The 15866-nt window shown below is 63.2% G+C and carries 17 protein-coding genes; 10 read left to right on the top strand and 7 right to left on the bottom strand.

All coding sequences use genetic code 11. From position 1 onward, the window contains the following. Positions 1 to 7: 7 nt before the first annotated feature. From BMX59_RS09825 to dctM, 4 genes are all read left to right on the top strand, one after another. Positions 8 to 853 (top strand): HpcH/HpaI aldolase/citrate lyase family protein, encoded by an 846-nt coding sequence (locus tag BMX59_RS09825; RefSeq protein ID WP_093121190.1) that lies wholly within the window; start codon positions 8 to 10, stop codon positions 851 to 853. Between the two features lie 72 nt (positions 854 to 925). Next, a complete protein-coding gene (locus BMX59_RS09820; protein ID WP_093121189.1) occupies positions 926 to 1909 on the top strand; it encodes a TRAP transporter substrate-binding protein in 984 nt (327 codons plus the stop codon). Between the two features lie 131 nt (positions 1910 to 2040). Then, on the top strand, positions 2041 to 2673 hold the full coding sequence (locus BMX59_RS09815) for a TRAP transporter small permease (protein ID WP_092244098.1): 633 nt from the start codon (positions 2041 to 2043) through the stop codon (positions 2671 to 2673). Further along, positions 2673 to 3953: a C4-dicarboxylate TRAP transporter large permease protein DctM gene (dctM, locus tag BMX59_RS09810; protein ID WP_093121188.1), complete on the top strand. Its 1281-nt coding sequence runs from the start codon at positions 2673 to 2675 to the stop codon at positions 3951 to 3953. Before BMX59_RS09815 ends, dctM begins: the two co-directional genes overlap by 1 nt. Before the next feature lie 46 nt (positions 3954 to 3999). Here dctM and ampC read toward each other — a convergent pair whose 3' ends face one another. Continuing rightward, complete coding sequence (ampC, locus tag BMX59_RS09805; RefSeq protein WP_093121187.1) at positions 4000 to 5142, bottom strand: class C beta-lactamase; 1143 nt, start codon at positions 5140 to 5142, stop codon at positions 4000 to 4002. 131 nt (positions 5143 to 5273) lie between these two features. Here ampC and BMX59_RS09800 point away from each other — a divergent pair, with 131 nt between their 5' ends. Then, entirely contained in the window at positions 5274 to 6152 is an 879-nt protein-coding gene (locus BMX59_RS09800) for a LysR family transcriptional regulator (protein ID WP_093121186.1), read from the top strand. Positions 6153 to 6228: 76 nt separating this feature from the next. Beyond that, the gene (locus tag BMX59_RS09795) at positions 6229 to 7413 is read left to right on the top strand and encodes a DUF2252 family protein (RefSeq protein ID WP_093121185.1); all 1185 of its coding nucleotides are present in this window, start codon (positions 6229 to 6231) and stop codon (positions 7411 to 7413) included. A gap of 23 nt (positions 7414 to 7436) precedes the next feature. On the opposite strand, the gene yghX is transcribed toward BMX59_RS09795, so the two are convergent. Both yghX and BMX59_RS09785 read right to left on the bottom strand, forming a co-directional pair. Next, the gene (gene yghX / locus BMX59_RS09790; protein WP_093121184.1) at positions 7437 to 8324 is read right to left on the bottom strand and encodes a YghX family hydrolase; all 888 of its coding nucleotides are present in this window, start codon (positions 8322 to 8324) and stop codon (positions 7437 to 7439) included. A gap of 44 nt (positions 8325 to 8368) precedes the next feature. Further along, a complete protein-coding gene (locus BMX59_RS09785; RefSeq protein WP_071487912.1) occupies positions 8369 to 8863 on the bottom strand; it encodes a PaaI family thioesterase in 495 nt (164 codons plus the stop codon). 121 nt (positions 8864 to 8984) lie between these two features. On the opposite strand from BMX59_RS09785, the gene BMX59_RS09780 reads away from it, so the two are divergent. Next, positions 8985 to 9551, top strand: a complete 567-nt coding sequence (locus tag BMX59_RS09780) for a YceI family protein (protein ID WP_071487911.1) — start codon at positions 8985 to 8987, stop codon at positions 9549 to 9551. On the opposite strand, the gene BMX59_RS09775 is transcribed toward BMX59_RS09780, so the two are convergent. Continuing rightward, positions 9548 to 10438 (bottom strand): DMT family transporter, encoded by an 891-nt coding sequence (locus tag BMX59_RS09775; protein WP_093121183.1) that lies wholly within the window; start codon positions 10436 to 10438, stop codon positions 9548 to 9550. The genes BMX59_RS09780 and BMX59_RS09775 overlap by 4 nt on opposite strands. Before the next feature lie 90 nt (positions 10439 to 10528). Between BMX59_RS09775 and BMX59_RS09770 the strand changes: the two genes are divergently transcribed. Continuing rightward, positions 10529 to 11854 carry an aminotransferase-like domain-containing protein gene (locus tag BMX59_RS09770; protein ID WP_093121182.1) on the top strand — a complete coding sequence of 442 codons (1326 nt, stop codon included), beginning with the start codon at positions 10529 to 10531 and terminating at the stop codon, positions 11852 to 11854. Positions 11855 to 11882: 28 nt separating this feature from the next. On the opposite strand, the gene BMX59_RS09765 is transcribed toward BMX59_RS09770, so the two are convergent. Beyond that, positions 11883 to 12314 carry a nuclear transport factor 2 family protein gene (locus BMX59_RS09765; RefSeq protein WP_058424070.1) on the bottom strand — a complete coding sequence of 144 codons (432 nt, stop codon included), beginning with the start codon at positions 12312 to 12314 and terminating at the stop codon, positions 11883 to 11885. A 247-nt stretch (positions 12315 to 12561) separates the two neighbouring features. Here BMX59_RS09765 and BMX59_RS09760 point away from each other — a divergent pair, with 247 nt between their 5' ends. After that, the gene (locus BMX59_RS09760) at positions 12562 to 12780 is read left to right on the top strand and encodes a DUF6434 domain-containing protein (protein ID WP_093121181.1); all 219 of its coding nucleotides are present in this window, start codon (positions 12562 to 12564) and stop codon (positions 12778 to 12780) included. Next, positions 12777 to 13247: a RidA family protein gene (locus BMX59_RS09755; protein ID WP_071495390.1), complete on the top strand. Its 471-nt coding sequence runs from the start codon at positions 12777 to 12779 to the stop codon at positions 13245 to 13247. Before BMX59_RS09760 ends, BMX59_RS09755 begins: the two co-directional genes overlap by 4 nt. Positions 13248 to 13306: 59 nt before the next feature. Here BMX59_RS09755 and BMX59_RS09750 read toward each other — a convergent pair whose 3' ends face one another. Together BMX59_RS09750 and BMX59_RS09745 are read right to left on the bottom strand one after the other, a co-directional pair. Then, positions 13307 to 15007 carry an amidase gene (locus tag BMX59_RS09750; RefSeq protein ID WP_175486674.1) on the bottom strand — a complete coding sequence of 567 codons (1701 nt, stop codon included), beginning with the start codon at positions 15005 to 15007 and terminating at the stop codon, positions 13307 to 13309. A 54-nt stretch (positions 15008 to 15061) separates the two neighbouring features. Further along, positions 15062 to 15850 carry a helix-turn-helix domain-containing protein gene (locus BMX59_RS09745; RefSeq protein WP_093121179.1) on the bottom strand — a complete coding sequence of 263 codons (789 nt, stop codon included), beginning with the start codon at positions 15848 to 15850 and terminating at the stop codon, positions 15062 to 15064. Between the last annotated feature and the right edge of the window lie 16 nt (positions 15851 to 15866).

Genomic DNA, 15866 nt, shown 5'->3' with positions numbered 1-15866 from the left:
TTGTGTCATGCCAAAGCCATTGGTGCGTTCGGCGTTGTTTGTACCCGGTAGCCGACCGGAACGATTTTCCAAAGCCCTGGCCAGTGGGGCCGATGCGGTGATCGTGGATTTCGAGGACGCGGTGGAAGAGCCGCTCAAGCGCCAGGCGCGGGATAACCTCGGGGCGTTTTTGACGGCGAACCCCGCTGCCCAGGTGTGGGTGCGCATCAATGCGCCGGAACATACCGAGCATTTTGAGGATGTGGCGTTCTGCAAGGCCCATGCGAATGTGGCGGGGGTGTTGCTGCCCAAGGTTGAAAGTGCCGCGCAGGTGGCGGTGGTTGCCGCCACCGGCAAAGTGATCTGGCCGATTATCGAAAGCGCCCGTGGCTTGTTGGCTGTGGCCGAGATCGCCCATGCGCCGCAGGTGCAGCGCCTGTCGTTTGGTGGGCTGGACCTGGCGCTGGACCTGAACCTGAGCAGCAACTCCCCGGCTGCGCAGTTCGCCCTGGACCAGGCGCGCCTGGCGCTGATCGTACACTCCCGCGCCGCCGGGTTGGTCGCGCCGTTGGACGGCGTCCACCCGGCCATCGATGACCCGGAGGGCCTGCGCCGTTCGATCCGGCATGCCTATGAAATGGGCTTTGCCGGGGCGTTGTGTATCCATCCCAAGCAGGTGGCCGTGATCCATGAAGCGCTCGCACCGAGCGCCGCAGACCTGGCCTGGGCGCAGCGGGTGGTGGACGCCGGCGCCCATGGGGCAGGGGCCTACCAGATCGATGGGCAGATGGTGGATGCGCCGGTGTTGCTGCGTGCACAAAGGTTGTTGGCGGCCCAGGCGCAGCGTTCGGCCACTCCGAACGCAGGTATCTAAAATTCGAAATTCACTACACGCGTCACATCAGGCACCTTGCCTTACAACACAACAATAAGAAGGTAATTTTCCATGCTCAAGCTCTCCCGGGCGCTGCTGTGCGCCGCCACCTTGTTTGCCGCAGGCCTGGCCCAGGCGGCGGACCCGATCGTGATCAAGTTCGCCCACGTGGTGGCCGAAAACACCCCCAAGGGCCAGGGCGCGCTGTTGTTCAAGAAGCTCGCCGAAGAACGCCTGCCCGGCAAGGTGAAGGTCGAGGTGTACCCGAACTCGTCGCTGTTCGGCGATGGCAAGGAGATGGAAGCGCTGCTGCTGGGCGACGTGCAGATGCTGGCGCCGTCCCTGGCCAAGTTCGAGCAATACACCAGGCAGGTGCAGATCTATGACCTGCCGTTCCTGTTCAATGACCTGGCTGCTGTCGACCGTTTCCAGGCCGCCCAGGGCAAGGAACTGCTGACCTCGATGCAGGACAAGAACATCCTCGGCCTGGCCTATTGGCACAACGGCCTCAAGCAATTGTCCGCCAACAAAGCGCTGCATGAACCCAAGGACGCCCGTGGCCTGAAGTTCCGCGTACAGGCCTCCAGCGTGCTGGAAGAGCAGTTCAAGGCGATCCGCGCCAACCCGCGCAAGATGAGCTTCGCCGAGGTGTACCAAGGCCTGCAGACCGGCACGGTCAACGGCACCGAGAACACCTGGTCGAACTATGAAAGCCAGAAGGTCAACGAGGTGCAGAAGTTCTTCACCGAGTCCAATCATGGCCTGATCGACTACATGGTGATCACCAACGCCAAGTTCTGGAACGGCCTGCCACCGGACATCCGCAGCACCCTGGAGCAGATCATGGTCGAGGTCACCGTCGAGGTGAACAAGCAGGCCGAGGCGCTGAACCAGTCGGCCAGGCAGAAGATCATCGACGCCAAGACCAGCGAAATCATCGAACTGACCCCGGAGCAACGCCAGCTTTGGCGCGAAGCCATGCGCCCGGTGTGGCAGAAGTTCGAAGGTGAGATCGGGGCTGATCTGATCAAGGCTGCGGACGCCTCCAATCGGTAACCCGCAATGTGGGAGGGGGCTTGCCCCCGATTGCGGTGTGTCAGCTTGCCCATCTGTCTCTGACCCACCGCTATCGGGGGTAAGCCCCCTCCCACATATCGATATCTCATTTGCTTTCGCGAGGTTTTGCCATGCAAACGCTAAGGCGCGTCTGGGAGCACCTGGAGGAAGGTTTCATTGCCTTCCTGCTGGCCGCCATGACCCTGGTGACATTCGTCTACGTCATGCTCAACAACATCTACACGCTGTTCTTTGCCCTGTCGGACAAGTGGGCCTTCAGCAGCACCTTCTTCGGTGCCCTGGGCGACCACACCATGACCTGGGCCCAGGACATGACCTGGAGCGTGGCGCTGACCAAGGCCATGTTTGGCTGGCTGATTTTCTTCGGTATTTCCTACGGCGTGCGCACCGCCGGCCATCTGGGCGTGGACGCCTTGGTCAAGCTGACCAAGCGCCCGGTGCAACGCGTGCTCGGGATGTTCGCCTGCCTGTGCTGCCTGGCCTATGCCGGGCTGTTCATGATCGCCAGCTACAAGTGGGTCAGCGCGGTGATGACCGCCCATATCGGCGCCGAAGACCTCGACCAGTACGGCATCGACGTCGGTGACATCGTGATCATCGTGCCCATCGGTTTTGCCATGGTGTTTATCCGCTACCTGGAAATTTTCTACCGCATCCTTACCCACCGTCAGGTCGGGCTGGGTTTGGCCGACGAGGCCGGTGAGGCCAGCAAATTGGCCGGCAGCCATGAGGAGCGTCACTGATGGCCGTGCTCTGTCTGTTTCTGTTGTTGTTCGTGTTCATGTTCCTCGGCGTGCCCATCGCGATTTCCCTGGGCCTGTCCGGTGCGGTGTCGATCCTGATGTTCAGCCAGGACTCGGTGAGTTCCCTGGCGATCAAGCTGTTCGAGACCTCCGACGCCTACACCTTCCTGGCGATCCCGTTCTTCCTGTTGTCCGGGGCGTTCATGACCACCGGCGGGGTGGCGCAGCGGCTGATCGACTTTGCCAACGCCTGTGTTGGGCATATTCGTGGCGGCCTGGCGATTGCGGCGGTGTTGGCGTGCATGCTGTTTGCGGCGCTGTCCGGTTCGTCACCGGCGACGGTGGCGGCGGTGGGGTCGATTGCCGTGGCGGGCATGGTGCGTTCCGGTTACCCGAAGGAGTTCGGTGCGGGGATCATCTGTAACGCCGGCACCCTGGGCATCCTGATCCCGCCGTCGATTGTGATGGTGGTGTATTCGGCGGCGACTGAAACCTCGGTCGGCAAGCTGTTCATGGCAGGGGTAATTCCAGGGTTGCTGCTGGGCCTGATGCTGATGATCGCCATCTACATCGTCGCACGCATCAAGAAGCTGCCGGCCCAGCCCCGGGCGACGTTCCGCGAATGGCTGACCTGCGCGCGCCGCGCCTTCTGGGGCCTGTTGCTGCTGGTGATCATCCTCGGCGGCATCTACAGCGGCATGTTCACCCCGACCGAAGCGGCCGCGGTGGCGGCGGTGTACTCGGCGTTCGTGGCGTTGTTCGTCTACAAGGACATGAAGCTGCGCGACTGTCCCAAGGTGCTGCTGGAGTCCGGGCGCCTGGCAATCATGCTGATGTTCATCATTGCCAACGCCATGCTGTTTGCCCATGTGCTGACCACCGAACAGATCCCCCAGGAAATCACCGCGTGGGTGATCTCCGAAGGGCTGACGCCGATTGGCTTCCTGATCATGGTCAACGTAGTGCTGCTGGTAGCGGGCAGCTTCATGGAGCCGTCGGCCATTGTGCTGATCCTGGCGCCGATCTTCTTCCCGATTGCCATGAAGCTGGGCATCGACCCGATCCACCTGGGGATCGTGATGGTGGTGAACATGGAGATCGGCCTGGTGCACCCGCCGGTGGGGCTGAACCTGTTCGTGACCTCGGCGGTGACCGGGTTGACCCTGGGGCAGACCATCCGCGCGGCGATGCCGTGGCTGATGATTCTGTTGGTGTTCCTGATCATGGTCACGTACTTGCCGTTCATTTCGCTGGCGCTGCCGCATTGGCTCGGTATGTAACCCAACGTGCAGGAGCCGGCTTGCCGGTTCCTGCGGGGCGTGTGCATCAGTGGTCCAGCGCACTCAGGATCGCATGGGCCACTTTCACCCGTTCGGCATTCGGGTAGTTCTTGTTGGCCAGAATCACCACCCCCATGTCCTTGCTCGGCACATAGGCCACATAGGCACCGAACCCACGGGTCGAGCCGGTCTTGTTGTACAGCACGTTGGCCGGCTGCGCCTGGGCCGGGGCCAACCATTTCACCGTGTGCGGCTCCATGGCCATCGGTGTGGAGTTGCCCTCCATCAGCGCTTGCAGCGTGATCGGGTAGGGGTAGTACTCCCAGCCCAGGCCCTGGGTCATGCCGTTCACCGTGTAGTAACCGGTGTGGGTGGTGGCGATGGCCTGTTGCAGCGGTTTCTCCAGGGTTTGCGGGTGCATGTTCAGCATCACGTACTGCGCCAGGTCCTGGGTGCTGGTCTTGATGCCATAGGCTTCGCTGTCCAGCGCGCCGGGGCCGACGCGCACGGGTTTCTGGTCCTTGTCGTAGCCTTGGGCGTAGGTAGGGATTTTGTCTGCCGGCACGCTGACATGGGTGTTCGTCAGGCCCAGCTTGGGCAGCAGGGTTTTCTCCATGGCGACGTTGAACGGCTGGCCCAGGCTTTGCGCACTGAGGTAGCCGAACAGGCCAATGCTGGGGTTGGAATACAGACGCTGTGCGCCTGGGGCGTAAGTGGGTTTCCAGTGCTGGAAATAATTGAGCATGGTGTCGGCACTGTCGGCGGCATCTGGAAACTGCAGCGGCAGGCCGCCAGGGGTGTAGGTGGCCAATTGCAGCAGGCTGATGCGGTCGAAGGCACTGCCCTTGAGTGCGGCCAGATGCTGGCTGGCCATGTCCGACAGCTTCAGCTTGCCGCTTGCCGCAGCGTAGCCGCCGAGGGTGGCAGTGAAGGTCTTGCTCACCGAGCCGATCTCGAACAGCGTGTCTTCGGTCACGCGTTGTTGCATGTCTTTGTTGGCGACGCCGTAGTTAAAGTATTGCACCTTGCCCTTGTTCACCACCGCCACCGACAGGCCGGCGATGCCTTGCTGCTGCATCAGGGGTTCGACGCTGCTGTCTACGACCTGGCGCAGGTCGGTGGCGGCCATGCAGGTGCCGGAGCTGATAAATAAGGCTGAAATCAGGAAATTTCTGACGTTGGAATTCATGGTTATTCGCTTCCATGTAAATGATGCACTGACGATCGGGGCCTGCGCAGGCGTGGCAAATCTAGTCAGGTTCGGTTCCTTCGACAAACGATGATATCTTGCAGCTGCCATTAGAAAATCTAGGGTAGGACATGCTGCGTTCCCATTTGCCCCTCAACGCCCTGCGCGCGTTCGAGGCGTCGGCCCGCCATTTGAGCTTTACCCGGGCGGCCATCGAGTTGTGTGTGACCCAGGCTGCGGTCAGCCATCAGGTGAAAAGCCTGGAGGCGCAACTGAATGTCACCTTGTTCAAACGCCTGCCACGAGGGCTGATGCTGACGCGCGAAGGTGAAACCCTGCTGCCGGTGTTGCGCGAGTCCTTCGACCGTATTGCTCACACCCTCGGTCAATTTGAAGGCGGGCATTACCGCGAGGTCCTCACCGTCGGTGCGGTCGGCACGTTCGCGGTCGGTTGGTTGCTGCCACGCCTGGCGGATTTTCAGCAGCGCTACCCGTTTATCGACCTGCGTCTGTCGACCCACAACAACCGTGTCGACGTGGCCGCCGAAGGCCTGGATTACGCCGTCCGTTTCGGTGCCGGCGCCTGGCACGGTACGGATGCCTGCGAACTGTTGGAGGCCCCGCTTACCGTACTCTGCATACCGCAACTGGCCGAACAGTTGCACGCACCGTCCGACCTCTTGAAACACACCTTGCTGCGGTCCTACCGCGCCGATGAGTGGAACCTGTGGTTCCAGGCTGCCGGCTTGCCCGCCGACACCCTGCTGCCGCGCAGTATCGTGTTCGATTCCTCGCTGGCGATGATGGAAGCGGCCTTGCAAGGCCTGGGCGTGGCCTTGGCGCCAGCGATGATGTTTGCGCGGCAACTGGAGAGCGATGTGATTCGCCAGCCGTTCGATGTCGGCATCACCACCGGCAGTTACTGGTTGACGCGCTTGCAGTCGCGGGCCGAGACGGCGGCGATGCTGGCGTTCAAAGGCTGGTTGCGGGACATGGCTGCGGAAGATTGAAACGCTTTTTTTGAAACATAATGAAACATTTGTCGAGGGCCAGCGCTCTACCGCAACACCTGCACTGAGTTTTTCCATGAAGATACCGCGCCCCTCCGCCCGCCTGCCGCACCTGACCCAACTACGCAACCTGAAAATGGCCCGCTCTGCCCACGCCTACGTGCGCGGCAGCACCGTGCAATTCTACGAATGGCTGCACAGCCAGAGCGGGCGCCGCTTGCCCCATGGCCCGGCGATCTGGATCTGCGGCGACTGCCACGCCGGCAACCTGGGGCCTACCGGCGATATCAAGGGGCGCATCGATATGCATATCCGCGACCTTGACCAGACGGTGATCGGCAACCCGGCCCACGACCTGGTGCGCCTGGCGCTGTCCCTGGCCACCGCCGCACGCGGCTCGGACCTGCCCGGCGTCACCACCGCGCGCATGCTCGAAGAAATGATGGTGGGCTACGAACAGGCGTTCAAAGACAAGCCTGACGAAGCGCCGCCGCGTCCGTCCCAGGTCAAGGCGGGCATGCGCAGCGCCGTGGCGCGCACCTGGAAGAACCTGGCGCGTGAACGCATCGAGAACGCTCGCCCGAGTATTCCGCTGGGCAAGCATTTCTGGTCGCTGTCGCGGGCCGAAAAGCACGCGCTGCAAACGCTCTGTGCCTCCGCGGACATCCATCAATTGGTGACGTCACTCAAAGGCCGCCCCAAGGATGCCAGGGTCGAGCTGCTGGATTCGGCCTATTGGGTCAAGGGCTGCAGCTCCCTGGGCCTGCAGCGTTATGCCGCCTTGCTCGGCGTGGGCGACAAGGACGACCAGGAATATTGCCTGATCGATATCAAGCAGGCCGTCGGCGCGGCGGCGCCCCGTGTGGCACGGGCGAAGATGCCCAGGGACAATGGCCGCCGGGTGGTGGAGGGTGCCCGTCAACTGTCACCGGGTTTGGGGGAGCGCATGGTGGCGACGCGGATGCTGGACAACGGTTTCTTCATCCGCGAACTGCTGCCCCAGGACATGAAGCTGGAATTGGACGAATTGAGCGAGATCGACGCCATGCACGCCGCCGGTTACCTGGCGCGGGTGGTGGGTGTCGCCCATGCCCGGCAGATGGACCGCGACACCCGCAAGGACTGGATGGCGGTGTTGCAGGAGAACCGTTCCAGACAGCTGGATGCGCCGTCGTGGCTGTGGACCAGCGTGGTGCAACTGGTGGGGAGCCATGAGCAGGGTTATCTCGACCATTGTCGGCGCTATGCACTGGAACATTGAGCCCATCCCTGTGCGCCCCGCGCTCAAACCAGATATTTGCGGAACCAGCCCAGTGTGCGCTCCCACGCCAGGTTCGCCGCCGCTTCGTCATAACGCGGCGTCGAATCATTGTGGAAACCGTGGTTGGCCCCCTTGTAGATGTACGCCTCATAGGTGGTGCCGGCTGCTTTCAAGGCCTTTTCATACGCCGGCCAGCCTTCATTGATCCGCGTATCCAGCTCACCGTAATGCAGCATGATCGGCGCCTTGATGCGCGGTACGTCCTTGGCTTCCGGCTGGCGTCCATAGAACGATACGGCCGCGCCCAGTTCCGGGTAGGCCACGGCCGCCGCATTGGTCACGCCACCGCCATAACAGAAACCGGTAATGCCGACCTTGCCGGTGCTGCTGTCGTGGTGCATGAGCCATTCGATGGCGGCGAAGAAGTCGTTCATCAGCTTGGTTGGGTCGACTTTCTGTTGCAGTTCCACGCCTTTTTCGTCGTTACCGGGGTAGCCGCCCACCGAGGTCAGGCCATCCGGTGCCAGCGCGATAAAACCGGCCTTGGCCAGGCGCCGGGCGACGTCTTCGATGTAAGGGTTGAGGCCACGGTTTTCATGGACCACCACCACCGCCGGCAATTTGCCCGCCGCCTTGGCCGGGCGCACCAGGTAGCCGCGCACGTTGCCGTTGCCTGTGGGCGACGGGTAGGTGATGTAGTCGGCGACGATGTCCGGGTCGGTGAATTTCACCTGTTCGGCCAGGGCGTAGTTGGGGCTCAGGGCTGTGAGCAGGGCCGAGGCGGTGAGGCCGCCAAAGGTGAACAGGGCGGCGCGGTCGAGAAATTCGCGACGGTTGAGCTTGCCGTGGGCGTAGCCGTCGTAGAGTTCCAGCAGTTCGGGCGCAAAGTCTTTCGCGGTGAGACGAGTCATCGGTGCAGTCCTCGATTAGCGGTGGCCATCAATGTAGACCAGGATCAGCTGTCACGGCCATGGGCGGCGGCGGCCAGTTGGCCGGTGTCGACGCGCACGAAGATCGAGTCGCCTACCGCGGTCAGCACGTCACCGGCGTACACCTCGCAGATCACGCGGGTTTTGCGCCCCACGTCGCCCTCGACACGGGCGCGCAGCGTGAGGGTGACGCCCATGGGGGTCGGCTTGATGAATTTGATGCCCAGGTTGCCGGTCACGCAATCGATGCGCGGCAGGCTGCCGGGTTCGCGGTGTTCGGCGCGGTAGTGGTAGGCCATGGCGGTCCAGTTGGAATGGCAGTCCACCAGCATCGCGATCAGGCCACCGTAGACCAGGTCGGGCCAGCCGCTGTACCTGGCCTCGGGCAGGTGTTCGGCGACCAGGTGGACACCGTCCGCGTCCCAGCGGCTCTTGATATGCAGGCCATGGGGGTTGCTGCCGCCGCAGCCGTAGCAGATGCCTTCCGGCGCGGTGGTGTCCTGGAGCGAAGGGGCGTGCATGCAGCGTCCTTATTGTTGTGGGGCGACTACTCTGTTTAGCAGGACAAACGCCCGATGGGAATAAATCCCTGGTATGAAGTGTCAGCTCGATACTGTGTCCTTACCTGTTGCGGAGTGCTGTATGAAACCTCGAAAGTCCCCGGTCGCCGTCCTCGCCTTGATCCTTGCCTATGGCGCCGGCGCCCAGGCGGTGGAGTACAAGGACGTCAACCGCACCGCCAGCCAGATCAGCTTCACCTACAAGCAATTGGGGCAGCGGGTATACGGCACCTTCAGCGACTTCGAGGGCACCTTGACCTTCGATACGCAACAGCCGGAAGCCGGGCATGCCTTGCTCAGGATACAGCTCGCCAGCATCGACGCCGGCAGCCCGGACGCCAACGATGAGCTGCAACGCGCCTCCTGGTTCGATACCGCGACCTACCCGGTGGGCGTGTATGAATCCACCGGGGTCAAGGCGCTGGGGGGTAACCGCTACACGGTCAGCGGTAACCTGACAATCAAGGGCACCACGCGGCCGGTGGACGTCGACGTGGTGCTCAAGGAGCAGGGCGGCATTGGTGTGTTCGACGGCGAGTTCATCCTCAGGCGTGGCGACTTCAAGATCGGCGAGGGCGAGTGGGCCGGCAACAGCGTGGTGTCCAATGACATCAACATCAAGTTCAAGATGGTCGCGCCGCAGCGTTAACGGGCGAACTTCTTCGCGCCAGCCACACAGCCGATCACCGCGACGGTGACCAGCACCATGCCCAGGCTGACCTGCTCATGCAACAGGCCCGCCGCCAGCGCCAGGCCGAAAAACGGTTGAAGCAATTGCAACTGGCCGACGGCGGCGATCCCGCCCTGGGCCAAGCCGCGATACCAGAACACAAAGCCGATCAGCATGCTGAACAACGCCACATAGCCCAGGCCGAGCCAGGCGGGCAGCGTGATGTCGCTGAAGCTCGTGGGCGCCAGTATCAGGCTCAGTGGCCCCACCACCGGTATCGAGACCACCAACGCCCAGCAGATCACCTGCCAGCCGCCGAGGCTGCGTGACAGCTTGGCGCCTTCGGCATAGCCCAGGCCGCAGACCAGCACCGCCAGCAGCATCAGCAGGTCGCCGGCCGGCGCGGCGCTCAAGCCCTGGGCGAAGGCATAGCCCATCACCAGCACACTGCCCAGGATCGAAAACAGCCAGAACACCGGGCGCGGACGCTCGCCGCCGCGTAGCACGCCAAACACTGCGGTGGCCAATGGCAGCAAGCCGATGAACACGATGGAGTGGGCCGAGGTTACGTATTGCAACGCCAGGGCGGTGAGCAGCGGGAAGCCGATCACCACGCCCAGGGCGACAATCGCCAGGGGCATCCACTGCTGGCGGGCGGGGCGTTTTTCCTTGAACAGCCACAGCAGCAACACGCCCAGCAGGGCGGCGATGGCCGCGCGGATCATGGTGAGGAATACCGGGTCGAACTCCATCACGGCCAGGCGCGTGGCGGGCAAGGAGCCACTGAAGATCACCACGCCGATAAAGCCGTTGATCCAGCCTTGGGCGCTGGTATTCAAGGTGTCGAGAGAGGAGGTGCGTTCCATGATCAGGCGTCCGGACAAGGAGGGGTTGCGTTGCGGTCATCCTAGGGGTGAGGATTGAGACAATCAAAAAATTGTCATGGATACAGCCCAATGCCCCGTGCCCGCTACAAGTCGTTGGTCGATACCTTTGCCCAAGCCATCCGCAGCGGAACCATGTCTCCCGGCACACGCCTGCCAACCCACCGGCAACTGGCCGCCGAGCATGGCCTCGCGCTGGTCACCGCCAGCCGGGTGTATGCGGAGCTTGAGGGGATGGGACTGGTCAGCGGTGAAGCCGGGCGTGGCACCTTCGTGCGCGAAATCTCGCTGCCGCCGGGGCAGGGCAGCGGGCAGATGACGGTGGCGCCGGGCATGCTCGACCTGAACTTCAATTACCCCTCGTTGCCGGGCCAGGCGGATATGTTGCGCACGGCGTTGCGCCAGTTGGCGCTCTGCGGCGACCTCGAAGCCCTGTTGCGTTACCAGCCCCATGCGGGCCGCTTGCATGAGCGCGCAGCGTTTGCGCGGCATTTGCTCAGTCGAGGGTTGAGGGTGGACGCCGAGCAGGTGCTGCTGGTCAGCGGCGCCCAGCACGGCCTGGCGGTGACGATGATGGCCTTGCTCAAGCCTGGCGATGTGATCGCCGTGGATGCCTTGACCTATTCGGGGTTCAAGGTACTGGCCGAGACCCTGCACCTGGAAATCGTCGCGATCCCGGTCACCCCGCTGGGGCCGGACCTGGATGCGCTGCACAAGCTGTGTCGCAAGCGCCCGGTGCGCGCGGTGTACAGCATGCCAACCCTGCACAATCCATTGGGCTGGGTGATGGACATGGCCCGGCGCGAACAACTGGTGTCGATCGCCCGTCAGCACAATCTGATGATCATCGAAGACGCGGCCTACGCGTTCCTGGCCGAAGACGCGCCGCCGCCGCTGGCGACATTGGCACCGGAGCGCACGGTGTATGTGGGCGGGCTGTCGAAAAGTGTCGCGACCGGGTTACGTGTCGGGTTCGTCGCAGCGCCAATGGAATGGGTAAAACCACTGGAGCGCACCCTCATGGCCACCACCTGGAACGTGCCGGGCGTGATGAGCGCCATTGCGGTGGCCTGGCTCGAAGATGGCACGGTGGCGCAACTGGAAGCACAGAAGCGCCAGGATGCCCAGGCGCGGCAGACCTTGGCGGCGCAGGTGCTGAAGGGGCTGGCCTACGTGAGCCATCCGTCCTCGTATTTCCTGTGGTTGCCCCTCGGGGAAGAGGTGCGGGCCGATCAGGTGGCCATGAACTTGCAGCGCGAGGGCATTTCCGTGTCCACCGCCGAGCCGTTTGCCGTTTCGGCCCATGTGCCCCACGCACTGCGCCTGGCCTTGGGCTCGGTTGCGCTGCCAGCGCTGCGCGAAGCGCTGTTGACGGTGCGCAAGGGGGTGGCGTGGTGAGCCGGTTTCAGCGGCTCACCGCTGGGCATCAGTACTTGTAGGCCTGACGTCCGATCAGCAGCCATTTGCCTTTTTGCTTCTGCCAGACCTGGAAGTTGTCGATATCAGTGGGCACTTCAACGCCACTGTTCACCGCCAGGGCATGGAAGTGGTTGCGCACCAGTGCGGTGTCGCCTTGCAGGGTGATGGTCTGGTTTTGCATTTCCAGGGTCTTGAACGCGCTGGTGTGGGTTTCCAGGTCAGCAATGAATTGGTCTTTGTTCTGCACCTTGCCGCTGGAGTGGCCGTAGGTGAGCTTGTCGGAGGTCAGCGCGTGAAGCTGCTTGAGGTCCAGGTGCAGCATGGCCTGGGTCAGTTGGTCGACCGCTTGGGCCACGTCCTTTTCGGCTGGGGCAGGCGCTGCGGCGACATAGCCGCTGAACAGGCACAGAAAACCGATCAACACTTTGACGTTTTGCATGGATGTTTCCTTATTGTTGTTGGGGGCTGGCACGACGGGCTAAGTCGTCGTACAAACATGCAGTATTTCAGATGGGGAAGGAAAGTGAAATTTTGAAATAGCCTGAAAAGCTTCGGCTTTATGGCGTTATAAATAGATCTTCTGCTTATGTGATGTCCTAAGACATCAAGCAATGCACGCCTTGCTTCCTGCATGGGTAGCACATCGCTATGCTAGCGCCGAAACCCTACGGCGCCCGGGAGACAACATGGATTTTGACTGGCACAGCGACCCCATCACCCGCACTACTTCCGTCACCCCGCACTACAAGAACACTCAGAACGTTCGCCGCTTCATGCTTGAGCACTGCGGCCCGGGGTTCAAGTTCGACCGGCCGTTTATGGCCTGGATTCGCAACGATAGGCCCAAGACCCTGGGCGACATGGTGGATGAGTGGCAACGTCGCAACGAGGAAGCACGCCCATGACCCGCGACGAAAAATACCAGGCCGCCCAATTGCGTATCGGCTATCAGTTGAATGAGTTCAAGATCGGCGGCAACTACACGCCGCTGGTCCGCGATGGCAACCACCTGTATATCAGCGGCCAGATCCCGCGTGTCGGCGATGCCATCGTGCTGCCGGGCAAGGTTGGTGACAGCCTGACCCTGGCCCAGGCGCAAGTCGCCGCTGGCATCAGCGCGTTGCGCTGCCTGGGGTTACTCCAGCAAGCCCTGGGTTCGCTGGACCAGATCAAGGCCATCCCGCGCATCACCGTGTACGTGCGCAGTGCCGAGGATTTTGATCAGCAGAGTGAAGTGGCCAACGGCGCGTCGGACCTGTTGCACGAGATTCTCGGCAGCGCCGGGGTGCATACGAGGACGTCGATCGGCGTGATGCAGCTGCCGAAATCGGCGGCGGTGGAGATCGACATGATTGCGCTGGCGCACGGCTGAGCGAGCGATGATTACCCTAGGCACGGCAATCCTGTTGATTGCCGTGCCCCTGCCTTGAGTTAGAGTGCCGGCGTACGCGGCGGCACCAGGCGCTTGCTGCCGGTCGACTCATACGCCGACGCAAACCGCAGCAACGCCGAGTCATCATAGGCGCGCCCGGCAAACGTCAGCCCCACCGGCATGCCGATATCGGCCATCACGCCCATGGGCACGGTGACGGTCGGCACGCCCAGGTGGCGGATGGCAAGGTTGCCGTTGGCCACCCACACGCCGTTGCTCCAGGCGATGTCGGCAGAGGCTTCGTTCACATCGGCGTCAGCCGGGCCTACGTCGGCCACGGTGGGGAACAGCACGGCGTCGAGGCCAAGCTCGTCCATCCAGTCTTCCAGGTCGATCCGGCGCGTCTGTTCCAGGCCGCGCAGGCCATCGGGGACGGTGCTGATCCGGTCCCACGGGGTGATGCCACGCTGGGCCATGCGCACGTACTCGTCCATGCCGGCGGCCAGGTCGTCTTCGCGGTTGGGCAGGGTGCCTGGGTCGTGGGGGAAGATCTTCGGCCCGTCCACATCCGCCAGGCGGTTGAGCGCTGGGTCGTCGTTGGCGCGCAGGAAGTCATCGAAGGCCCACGCCGAGAGCTCCCACAGTTCATCGTGCAGGAATTCCTTGGACACCAGCCCACGGGTAAACACGGTGGGCGCGCCGGGGCGGTCGCCTTCGCAGTTGGACACCAGCGGGAAATCCACGTCGATCACTTCAGCGCCGGCCGCCACCAAGGCTTGGCGGGCGTCGTTCCACAGGTCGATAACGCTGGCGCGGGTGTTGATCTTCTGCCCGGTGGGGCCGCCGATGCCGGGTTTCTCGCTGGTGCCGGCGTCGGGGTCGGCATTGATGTACATGCGCGGTACGCCAAAGCGCTTGCCTGCGAGGGAGGCCGCGCTCACGGCCAGGTCAGCGTAAGACGCCGGGCGCACCGAGGCGACGCTCGGGATCGGCACCCAGGGCTGCAGGCGCCACAGGTCGCCACGGGTGTCCGGGTCTTCGGCCACCACCACATCGAGCACTTCCAGCAGGTCGGCCATGGTGCGTGCGTAGGGCACCACCACGTCCATGGTGGGTGTGAGCGGCCAGTTGCCGCGCACCGAAATCACCCCCCTGGACGGCGTGTAGGCGCACAGGCCGTTGTTGGACGCCGGACCGCGCCCGCTGGACCAGGTTTCTTCGGCCAGGCCAAAGGCCGAGAAACTGGCTGCCGTCGCCGTGCCGGCACCGTTGGACGAGCCCGAAGCAAACGGTGCCGTCAGGTAGTTGGCGTTGTACGGGCTTTCCGCCCGACCATAGACGCCACGCTGCATGCCGCCATTGGCCATCGGCGGCATATTGGTCTTGCCCAGGCAGATAGCGCCGCCGGCGCGCAGGCGCTCGATGGTGAACGCATCGCGTTGGGCCACCAGGTCGGCAAACGCCGGGCTGCCGGAGGCCGCCGTCAGGCCCTTGACCAGGTAGCTGTCCTTGGCGGTGTAGGGAATGCCATCCAAAGGCCCCAGGGTTTCGCCTTTGGCCCGGCGCGCATCGGACGCCTCGGCTTCTTCGAGCGCCCGTGGGTTGCGCACCACCACGGCGTTCAAGGCCGTGGCGGTCTGCGGACCGTCATAGGCATCGATCCGCGCCTGGTAGGCTTCTACCAGTTCAACGGCCGTGGTCTGGCCGGATTCAAGCGCCGCGCGCAATTGGGCAATGGAGACTTCGGTAACTTGCATCAGGTTTTTTTCGCCGCCTTCAGGTGGGGGTATGGCGGCAGTCTACGTACAGATATTTCACAAAACCAGCGCGGCATAACTCGCATAAGCCGCGCGCATCACCTGCCAGGTGGCATCGTCGGCGGGAATCAGATGTTCGATGCGCAGGGAGGAAAGGGTGATGTCCTGGGGCATGCCGAAGGTGGTGAAGGTGGAGAGAAAACTCAGTTCGCCCCGGCTTGAGCGGATGCGCGTCAGCACCAGCGGCGGCATGTCGGCGGGCAGCTCGGTGCTGGCCGGCGTCGGTAAACGCGCCAGCAGGGCGGCCAGTTCAGGATTGCCCAGCGCCTCACGGGTGGCGCGTTGCCAGGCGAGAGTGCGGACCTCGTTGGCGTTGATCAGGTGATCGCCCAGGCCGCCCGACTGCAACAGCGTGGTCAGCAGGTTCAAGCCCTCGGCTGAATCGGACGGGATGCCAGCCAGATCAAACAACACGGCGGTGCTGGCATTCGCTGCCAGCACTTGCCACTGGTTGTCCAGCAGGATGGCCGGCGCGGGGTTGTTGGCGTGCAGCACATGGCTGACCGCTTCGCGGATCGCGGCCATCGCCGGTGAGGCCAGTGGCGTGGCGCTGTAGCGCGGAGCGTAGCCAGCGGCGAGGAACACGCGGTTGCGCTGGTCCAGCGGCGCTTCCAGTGCCGTCAGCAGGTTGTGCAAGGTACCCGGGCTCGGCTTGGCGCGTCCGGTTTCGAGGCAACTGAGGTGGCGCTGGGAAACACCGGTGATCAAGGCCAGGTCGAGCTGGCTGAGCTTGGCTTGCCGGCGCAAGTGGCGCAGGTGTTCGCCGGCGGTGGCAGGGGTGTCCATGGCGGGATCATGACCT

This window comes from Pseudomonas sp. NFR09 (genome assembly GCF_900111535.1).
Classification (GTDB): domain Bacteria; phylum Pseudomonadota; class Gammaproteobacteria; order Pseudomonadales; family Pseudomonadaceae; genus Aquipseudomonas; species Aquipseudomonas extremorientalis.
Note: the sequence above shows the minus strand (reverse complement) of the source record. Positions and strands in the feature narration are given on the sequence as shown.

Excerpts from the sequence above, each read along its gene's own strand:
- BMX59_RS09825 (WP_093121190.1), top strand. The coding sequence starts at position 8 with ATGCCAAAGCCATTGGTGCGTTCGGCGTTGTTTGTACCCGGTAGCCGA.
- BMX59_RS09820 (WP_093121189.1), top strand. The coding sequence starts at position 926 with ATGCTCAAGCTCTCCCGGGCGCTGCTGTGCGCCGCCACCTTGTTTGCC.
- BMX59_RS09815 (WP_092244098.1), top strand. The coding sequence starts at position 2,041 with ATGCAAACGCTAAGGCGCGTCTGGGAGCACCTGGAGGAAGGTTTCATT.
- dctM (WP_093121188.1), top strand. The coding sequence starts at position 2,673 with ATGGCCGTGCTCTGTCTGTTTCTGTTGTTGTTCGTGTTCATGTTCCTC.
- ampC (WP_093121187.1), bottom strand. The coding sequence starts at position 5,142 with ATGAATTCCAACGTCAGAAATTTCCTGATTTCAGCCTTATTTATCAGC.
- BMX59_RS09800 (WP_093121186.1), top strand. The coding sequence starts at position 5,274 with ATGCTGCGTTCCCATTTGCCCCTCAACGCCCTGCGCGCGTTCGAGGCG.
- BMX59_RS09795 (WP_093121185.1), top strand. The coding sequence starts at position 6,229 with ATGAAGATACCGCGCCCCTCCGCCCGCCTGCCGCACCTGACCCAACTA.
- yghX (WP_093121184.1), bottom strand. The coding sequence starts at position 8,324 with ATGACTCGTCTCACCGCGAAAGACTTTGCGCCCGAACTGCTGGAACTC.
- BMX59_RS09785 (WP_071487912.1), bottom strand. The coding sequence starts at position 8,863 with ATGCACGCCCCTTCGCTCCAGGACACCACCGCGCCGGAAGGCATCTGC.
- BMX59_RS09780 (WP_071487911.1), top strand. The coding sequence starts at position 8,985 with ATGAAACCTCGAAAGTCCCCGGTCGCCGTCCTCGCCTTGATCCTTGCC.
- BMX59_RS09775 (WP_093121183.1), bottom strand. The coding sequence starts at position 10,438 with ATGGAACGCACCTCCTCTCTCGACACCTTGAATACCAGCGCCCAAGGC.
- BMX59_RS09770 (WP_093121182.1), top strand. The coding sequence starts at position 10,529 with ATGCCCCGTGCCCGCTACAAGTCGTTGGTCGATACCTTTGCCCAAGCC.
- BMX59_RS09765 (WP_058424070.1), bottom strand. The coding sequence starts at position 12,314 with ATGCAAAACGTCAAAGTGTTGATCGGTTTTCTGTGCCTGTTCAGCGGC.
- BMX59_RS09760 (WP_093121181.1), top strand. The coding sequence starts at position 12,562 with ATGGATTTTGACTGGCACAGCGACCCCATCACCCGCACTACTTCCGTC.
- BMX59_RS09755 (WP_071495390.1), top strand. The coding sequence starts at position 12,777 with ATGACCCGCGACGAAAAATACCAGGCCGCCCAATTGCGTATCGGCTAT.
- BMX59_RS09745 (WP_093121179.1), bottom strand. The coding sequence starts at position 15,850 with ATGGACACCCCTGCCACCGCCGGCGAACACCTGCGCCACTTGCGCCGG.